The following is a 7,016-nucleotide window of genomic DNA, read 5'->3' on the forward strand; positions in this document are numbered from 1 at the left end:
CCCCGACGCCGCCGCGGTCCACGATCGAGGGGAACCCTAACGGACGCGCGCCGACCCGGCACGGCGCGCGACGCACCGAGGGTTGGTCGACTGTTCACCCGCCCGCCGCCGGCCACGCCGGCGTCGTTGGTCCTGTCCGGCTTGCCTGCTCAGGGAACCATCGTGAACAGGAAAGGCGACGACGTGACCTCCTCCCCCATTTCCCGCCGGGCCGTACTGCGCGGCGGCGCGGCCGGCGGCCTCGGCATCGTGGTGGCCGGCAACCTCGAAGCGATCGCGGGACCGGTGGCGGCCCGGGCCGCCACCCGTCCGGCGGTCGGCTACGGCGACCTCGTCCCCGACCCGGCGGGCCTGCTGGCCCTGCCGCCCGGCTTCTCGTACACCATCGTGGCCCAGGCCGGCGCGACCCTGCTGGAATCCGGCCAGCCGACCCCCAGCGACGCCGACGGCACCGGCTGCTTCCTCGGCCGGGAGGGCTCGGTGCTGGTCAACAACCACGAGATCGGCGGCGGCGAGCCGTACCCGGTGCCGGCGCTGGCCGGGCTGACCTACGACCCGGGCGCCCAGGGCGGCACCACCACCATCGAGGTGGACGGGCAGGGCCGGCGGCTGCGTGAGTACGTCAGCGTGGCCGGCACGCACAACAACTGCGCCGGCGGCATCACCCCGTGGGGCACCTGGCTGACCTGCGAGGAGACCGAGCAGCGCAAGGGCGGGAAGTTCCTCTACGACCACGGGTACGTCTTCGAGGTCGACCCGCACGACCGGGCCGCCAACCAGAACCCGGTGGCGCTGAAGTTCCTCGGCCGCTACTCGCACGAGGCGGTGGCGGTCGACCCGTACACCCATGCGATCTTCCTGACCGAGGACGCCGGCGGGCCGAACGGCCTCTACTTCCGGTGGACGCCGCCGGACGGCTTCCGGGGCGGCAAGGGCGCGCTGCGCGTGCTGGCGCAGCGTCCCGACGGCGACACCGCGGGCAGCCTCCAGGCGATGAGCTGCTACCTCGGCAGCAACCACGTCGCCGACCTGTCGGAGGCCACCACCCCGGGCACCCGGTACAAGGTGGAGTGGGTGGACGTGCCGGACCGGGACGCGAAGACCGTCTCGGTGCGCAAGCAGTTCACCGACGAGCAGGTGACCCGCAGCCGCAAGCTGGAGGGCGCCTGGTGGGCCGACGGCGGGGCGTACTTCGTGGCGAGCTTCGCCCGGCACTCCGACGGCAGCATCAACGAGCACGACGGGCAGGTCTGGTTCTACGACCCGCGGACCGAGACGGTCACCCTGAAGACCATCTTCGGGGTGAACCAGGACCCGGACGCCGACGCCGGTAACTTCGACGGGCCGGACAACATCACCGTCTCCCCGTACGGCGGGGTGATCCTGGCCGAGGACGGCGAGGGGGTGTCCCACCTGGTCGGGGTGACCGCGCAGGGCAAGGCGTACCCGCTGGCCCGCAACGAGTTGAACGACAGCGAGTTCACCGGGCCGACGTTCAGCGCGGACGGGAAGATCCTCTTCGCCAACATCCAGTCCCCCGGCTACGTCTTCGCCATCACCGGGCCGTGGGGCCGGCCGAGCAACGCGGACGTCGCCGACGCCTGACCGCGTCGCGCCACGGCCGGCGGTCCTCACGAGGGGCCGCCGGCGTCCGGCGTTCAGCCGGGCCGGCAGCCCGGGTCCGGCCCGCCGTCGGCGGCGCCGCAGTGGAACACCTCCACCGGCTCGGCGTCGACGTCCGGCACCCGCGCCACGGTGAGCAGCGCGATCCGCTTGGCCACCGGCTCGCCGGAGTCCGGGCCGTACCGGATCACCCCGCCGACGCCCGAGTAGCCGCCCGCGGCGTTCTGGCGCAGCACCTCCGCGTGCACCCCGACCGGGTTGACCGAGCGGGGCTCCCACCGACGGCCCGTGTCGGCGTGCCGGAGCCGGGCGGCGAGGCTCTCCAGTGCCCGCACCATCATCATCGACGCGTCGTACGCGAGGCTGACCCGCTCCCCCACCGCGGTCCCGCCGCCCTCCCGGCAGCGCGGCGGGTCGAGCAGGTCGTCGGCGCGGACCCAGGTGAGGAAGCTGCCCCGGGCGTCGTCACGCCGGGCCTGCGCGGCCCGCAGCGCGGCGCAGGTGGCCAGCGCGGCCTTCGACACGTACGTCACCGGCAGGTTGCCCGGTGCGCTCGCCCGCAGCCCCGGGTTCGCCATGTACCGGTTGACCGAGTCGTCGGCGAGCAGGTGGCGCGGCGGATCGCTGCCGCGCTCCTTGAGCGCGCGCAGGAACCCGTCGAACTCCGACCAGCGGCCGGCGAAGAGCAGCACGCCGGGGTAGCCGCACTCGACGGTCAGCCGCCGCCCGGTACGCCACTCGTCGAGCCGGGTCAGCCGGCCGCCGAACCGCTCCCGCAGCCCGTCGACCAGGGTGGACACGTAGAGGTCCTCGGCCAGCGAGCTGTCCTCCCCGGTGGTGTAGTAGACGTGCGCCTCGCCCACCCGCAGCACCTGCCGGGCGTACGTCTCGATCAGCCGGGCCTGGTCCCGGTTGGGCGCGGAGATCTGCAGGTAGAGGCTGGAGTTCTCGTCCATCCGGTCGGCGGAGAGGTTGGGCGCGAGCACCGGCAGGCCCACCCGGTTGAGTTCGCGCAACGCGGCCGCCGTGGTGGTCCGGCTCTCCACCAGGCCGACCACGCCGAGCAGGGTCGGGTCGTCGCCAGCCAACTCCTCCAGCATGGTCACCGCCCGCCCGGCGTGGCGCATCTGCCGGCCCGCGTTGGCCACCACGATGTGCAGCAGGGCGGCGCCGTCGGCCCCGGCCGACTCCTTGAGCAGGGCGTACTGGGCGGTCGCCATGCCCTCCAGCTCCTCCCGCTCGGAGACGTACGACTCCTCGTCGGCGCGGGTCCGGTTGCCGGTGAGGGTGCCCAGGTAGACCAGCGTCAGGTACGGCCGCCGCCGGTCGCTGCGCCGCCAGACCTCCTCGGCGGCCCGGTTCTGCGCGAAGATCCGCCGCTGCACCGCCCGCAGGCGGTCCTGGCCCGGATCGCTGTTGAAGACCTGGGCCGCGCTGTCGCTGTAGCCGACGCACTCCCCGTCGACCACCTGCACCTTCACCCGGCCGCTCAACGTCGGGTGGCAGTCCGGGGCCCAGCGGCCGTTCGCCCACGCGCCCAGGCCGAGCAGCAGGGTCACCGCCACCGCCGCCGGCAGGAACCGCCGCGACCACCAGGGCGGGTCCGGCGCCACCAGCGCCGGCGGGACGCCGGGCTGCGGCAGCAGGTCGCCGCCGCCGAGCCGCAGCACGACCAGCCACGGCCGCGGCCGGCGCAGCGCCGCGTCTCCGGGAGGGCCTCGGTCCACTCCTCGTAGGCCTGCTCGGCCTCCCGCAGCGGACGGGCCGCGGGCAGCTCCGGCGGCGGGTCGGCGGCCACCGCCACGACGAGCAGCGGATCGTTGCGGCCGGTCTCGTTGCGCACGTCGTTGAGCAGCCGGACCAGGGTGTGCCCGACGCCGCCGACGGTCACCCGGTCGAGCAGCAGCACCGGGTACGCGGTGCGACGCCAGTCCCCGGGCCGCCAGAACCGCCGGCGGTACGCCTGCCGCAGGTCCTCCAGGAAGGCGTGCAGCAGCAGCTTCTCCACCTGGGCCGGCTGCTCGCCGTCGCGCCAGCCGGCGGTGAGCCGCTCGGCGAAACCGAGGAAGGTCACCGACTGCCGCGGGCGAGGTACTGCTGCCGCATGAACCAGCGGTACTGCCGTCCGACCACCGGCACCCGTCCGGACACGGCGATCCGGAACACCGCGCTCGGCACCGCCCGGCGCAGCAGCCAGAGCAGCACCTGCAGCGCGGTGCCGAGCCCCGACTCGCCGCCGACCTGGGGCTCCTCGGTGGAGCGTCGGCCCCGCCAGTCGCGCAGCCGGCGGACCAGCGCGGCCCGTCCGCTGTCGCCGGGATCGGCGCCCACGGCGAGGGTCTGGTGCATCAGCCAGTCGGCCAGCGGGTAGTGCCGGAAGCGCAGCCGGGCCGCCCCGAAGGCCTCCAGGCAGAGCTGCCGGTGCAGCTCGCGCAGCACCGCCGCGACGTCGTCGGTCTCCGGCCGGGCCGCCAGGTCGAGCACGACGTGCCGGCACCCGGCGCCCGGTGCCCTGACCGACGAACCGGCGCAGCACGGCCGCCGCGTCGCCCGCGCCGGCCGGGCGGACCAGCCAGAGCAGTGGCAGTCGCCGGTCGCCGCGACGCGGCCGCCGGAGCAGCCAGGCCAGCAGGGAGAGCAGCTCCGCGCCGCCTCCCGGGAGCTTGTCACGGTTGGACCGGGGCCGGGGCCGGGTGGTGGGTTCCCGCATGTCACCTCCGCCACGCTGGGTGGATCCAGGACTGTCCATTGTCGCCGATGGCCGCAACACGCCGGCGGCCGGCGGCCCGTGGGTGGACCACCGGCCGCCGGGCCGGGCGAGGTCAGCCGACCGCGGCGGTCAGCGCCGGCAGGTAGCCGTAGCGGTAGCCGTCGACGTCCGGGTGGTACGCCTCGATGACCCCGCTGACGTCGTGGATCCACGGGTCGGCGGCGCAGACGCCGTGGCCGGCGAAGTACGGCCGGGTGTCGACGAAGGTGGCACCGGCCGCGCCGGCCCGACCGGCGATGACCGAGGCGAGCAGGTCGGCGGCCTCGTTGAGGATGGTCCGCTTGTACGTGCTCATCGCCAGCAGGCCGCAGTAGTTCGTCTCGAACAGCCGCGGGTAGCCGAGCACCACGAGCCGGGCGTTCGGGGCCCGGTTCCGGATCGCGGCGTACGTGGCGTCGAGCCGGCCGGGCAGGGTGGCCGTGGCGAAGCTCTTGGCCTCGTTCACCGCGTTGGTGCAGGTGGACGTGCTGCCGAAGCGGCAACTGGTGATGACGTCGGCGAAGCCGGCGTCGTTGCCGCCGATGGTGATGGTGACCAGGGTGGTGCTGCTGCTCAGCGAGCCGACCTGGCTGTTGATCACGTCGGCGGTGACGGCGCCGCCGCAGGCCGGGAAGCGGAAGCTGCTGACCGCGTGGGCGGCGGCCCAGAGCGGGGCGTACGACTTCTGGCTGCGCAGGCAGGTGGAGAGGTCGTACGGGCCGGCGCCGACCCCGGAGGAGTAGGAGTCGCCGAGGGCGACGTAGTTGACGGTGGCCGCCTGGGCGACGCCGGGGACGACGACGGCGCCGAGGACGCCGGCGAGCAGGGCGGCCAGAGCGGTGCGGACGCGACGGGACATGACGGGACCTCCACGGAACAGGGGTGGTGGAGCCCTCGTGACCGCGCGCGTGGCCAGGGGTGGAGCGGTTGTTACTAGTGGGTAATGCTATCGAAACATTTCCATAAAATGAATGGCCGGGAACGCTCCACCGGGTCGGCGACGTTCACAACTGTCGATTAGGTTGGCCGGTGCGTACACCCCGATGGAGGGAGTCCACCTCGTGCGACGCGTTCTCACGGCGGCCATCGCCGCCCTGACCGTCACCACCGCCGGCACCGTCACCACCGGCGCCCCCGGCCAGGCTGCCCTACCGGGCCAGGGCCGGCCGGCGTCCGCCTCGGCCACCCCGAGGCCCGGCAGCGCCGGGCTGGGCGACAGCTACTTCCCCGACTACGGCAACGGCGGCTACGACGTCGGCCACTACGACGTGCGGCTGCGCTACGAGCCGGCCACCGACCGGCTCACCGGCACCACCACCATCCTGGCGAAGTCCACCCAGGCCCTCTCCCGGTTCAACCTGGACTTCCTGCTCGACGTGCAGTCGGTGCGGGTCAACGGCTGGCCGGCCACCTTCAATCGAGCGGGCGTCCACGAGCTGGTGGTGACCGCGCCCCGGCCGATCGCCAAGGACCAGCAGCTGACCATCGTGGTGAAGTACGCCGGCGTGCCGTCGGAGACGCTGGTCAACGGCTACACCGGCTGGACCCGCACCGCCGACGGCGCGCTCGCGGTCAACGAGCCGGAGTCGGCCTGGTGGTGGTTCCCCAGCAACGACCACCCGAAGGACAAGGCCACCTGGGACATCTCGGTGTCCGTGCCCACCGGCGTCGAGGTGGTCAGCAACGGCGTTCAGCCGCGCGATCCCCTCCCGGAGGCCGGCGACCGGACCCGGTGGAGCTGGCGCAGCACCAGGCCCGGCGCGACCTACCAGGCCTTCCTCGCCATCGGGCAGTACGACATCGTCACCGACACCGCGCCGAACGGGCAGCCGGTGATCAACGCGTACAGCACCACGCTGGGCGACCGGGAGCCGGCCGCGCGGGCCAGCATCGAGCGCACCGCGGAGATCGTCGACTGGGAGACCGTTCTCTTCGGGCCCTACCCGTTCGAGGCGCAGGGCGGCGTGGCCGGCCCGATCGATGGGATCGGGTTCGCCCTGGAGACACAGACCCGCCCGGTGTACGGGCCCGGCTTCTGGCGGCGCGGCGCGAACCCGTACGTGGTGGTGCACGAGAACGCCCACCAGTGGTTCGGCGACTCCGTCTCGGTGGCGGACTGGAGCGCCATCTGGCTGAACGAGGGCTTCGCCTCGTACGCCGAGTGGCTCTGGTCGGAGGAGCAGGGCGAGGGCACCGCGCAGGAGCTGTTCGACTTCACGTACGCCGACTACCCGGCCGACTCGGAGTTCTGGCGGGTGCTCCCCGGTGACCCGGGCGCCGACCGGGTCTTCGACGGCGCGGTCTACGACCGGGGCGCGATGGCCCTGCACCAGATCCGGCTGGCCGTCGGCGACAAGGCGTTCTTCCGCATCCTGCCGGCCTGGACGGCCCGGCACCGGTACGGCAACGGCACCATCGGGCAGTTCCGGGCGCTCGCCGAGCGGATCTCCGGCAAGGACCTGGCGGAGGTCTTCACCACCTGGCTCTTCACCGCCGGCCGCCCCGAGCTGACCACCGCCGCGGCGCGGTCGGCCGCCGCTCCGGCGCAGCCGAAGTCGTGGGCGAAGGTGCGGGCGGCGCACCAGCTCCTGGCGCAGCCGAAGTCGTGGGCGAAGGTGCGGGCGGCGCACCAGCTCCTGGCGCG

The 7,016-nt window shown here is 73.8% G+C and carries 6 protein-coding genes; 2 read left to right on the forward strand and 4 right to left on the reverse strand.

Features of this window, described 5'->3' with window-relative positions; genetic code table 11:
• Window positions 1–162 precede the first annotated feature (162 nt).
• The gene (locus JNW87_RS32055; RefSeq protein WP_236647302.1) at window positions 163–1,605 is read left to right on the forward strand and encodes an alkaline phosphatase PhoX; all 1,443 of its coding nucleotides are present in this window, start codon (window positions 163–165) and stop codon (window positions 1,603–1,605) included.
• 53 nt (window positions 1,606–1,658) lie between these two features.
• On the opposite strand, the gene JNW87_RS32060 is transcribed toward JNW87_RS32055, so the two are convergent.
• From JNW87_RS32060 to JNW87_RS32075, 4 genes are all read right to left on the reverse strand, one after another.
• On the reverse strand, window positions 1,659–3,293 hold the full coding sequence (locus JNW87_RS32060; RefSeq protein ID WP_238454959.1) for a hypothetical protein: 1,635 nt from the start codon (window positions 3,291–3,293) through the stop codon (window positions 1,659–1,661).
• Entirely contained in the window at window positions 3,179–3,697 is a 519-nt protein-coding gene (locus JNW87_RS32065) for a hypothetical protein (protein WP_238454960.1), read from the reverse strand. Before JNW87_RS32065 ends, JNW87_RS32060 begins: the two co-directional genes overlap by 115 nt.
• On the reverse strand, window positions 3,694–4,107 hold the full coding sequence (locus JNW87_RS32070) for a hypothetical protein (RefSeq protein WP_238454961.1): 414 nt from the start codon (window positions 4,105–4,107) through the stop codon (window positions 3,694–3,696). The genes JNW87_RS32065 and JNW87_RS32070 overlap by 4 nt, the downstream gene beginning before the upstream one ends.
• Window positions 4,108–4,445: 338 nt before the next feature.
• A complete protein-coding gene (locus JNW87_RS32075) occupies window positions 4,446–5,231 on the reverse strand; it encodes an SGNH/GDSL hydrolase family protein (RefSeq protein ID WP_109800012.1) in 786 nt (261 codons plus the stop codon).
• Between the two features lie 184 nt (window positions 5,232–5,415).
• Between JNW87_RS32075 and JNW87_RS32080 the strand changes: the two genes are divergently transcribed.
• A partial coding sequence (locus tag JNW87_RS32080; protein WP_255544615.1) for a M1 family metallopeptidase occupies window positions 5,416–7,016 on the forward strand: 1,601 nt, incomplete at its 3' end.

Origin of the sequence: Micromonospora sp. ATA51 (assembly GCF_016802855.1) — a bacterium.
Lineage (GTDB): Bacteria > Actinomycetota > Actinomycetes > Mycobacteriales > Micromonosporaceae > Micromonospora > Micromonospora sicca.

Bases quoted from the DNA above. Each gene is read 5' to 3' on its own strand.
- JNW87_RS32075 (WP_109800012.1), bottom strand. From the start codon at position 5,231: ATGTCCCGTCGCGTCCGCACCGCTCTGGCCGCCCTGCTCGCCGGCGTC.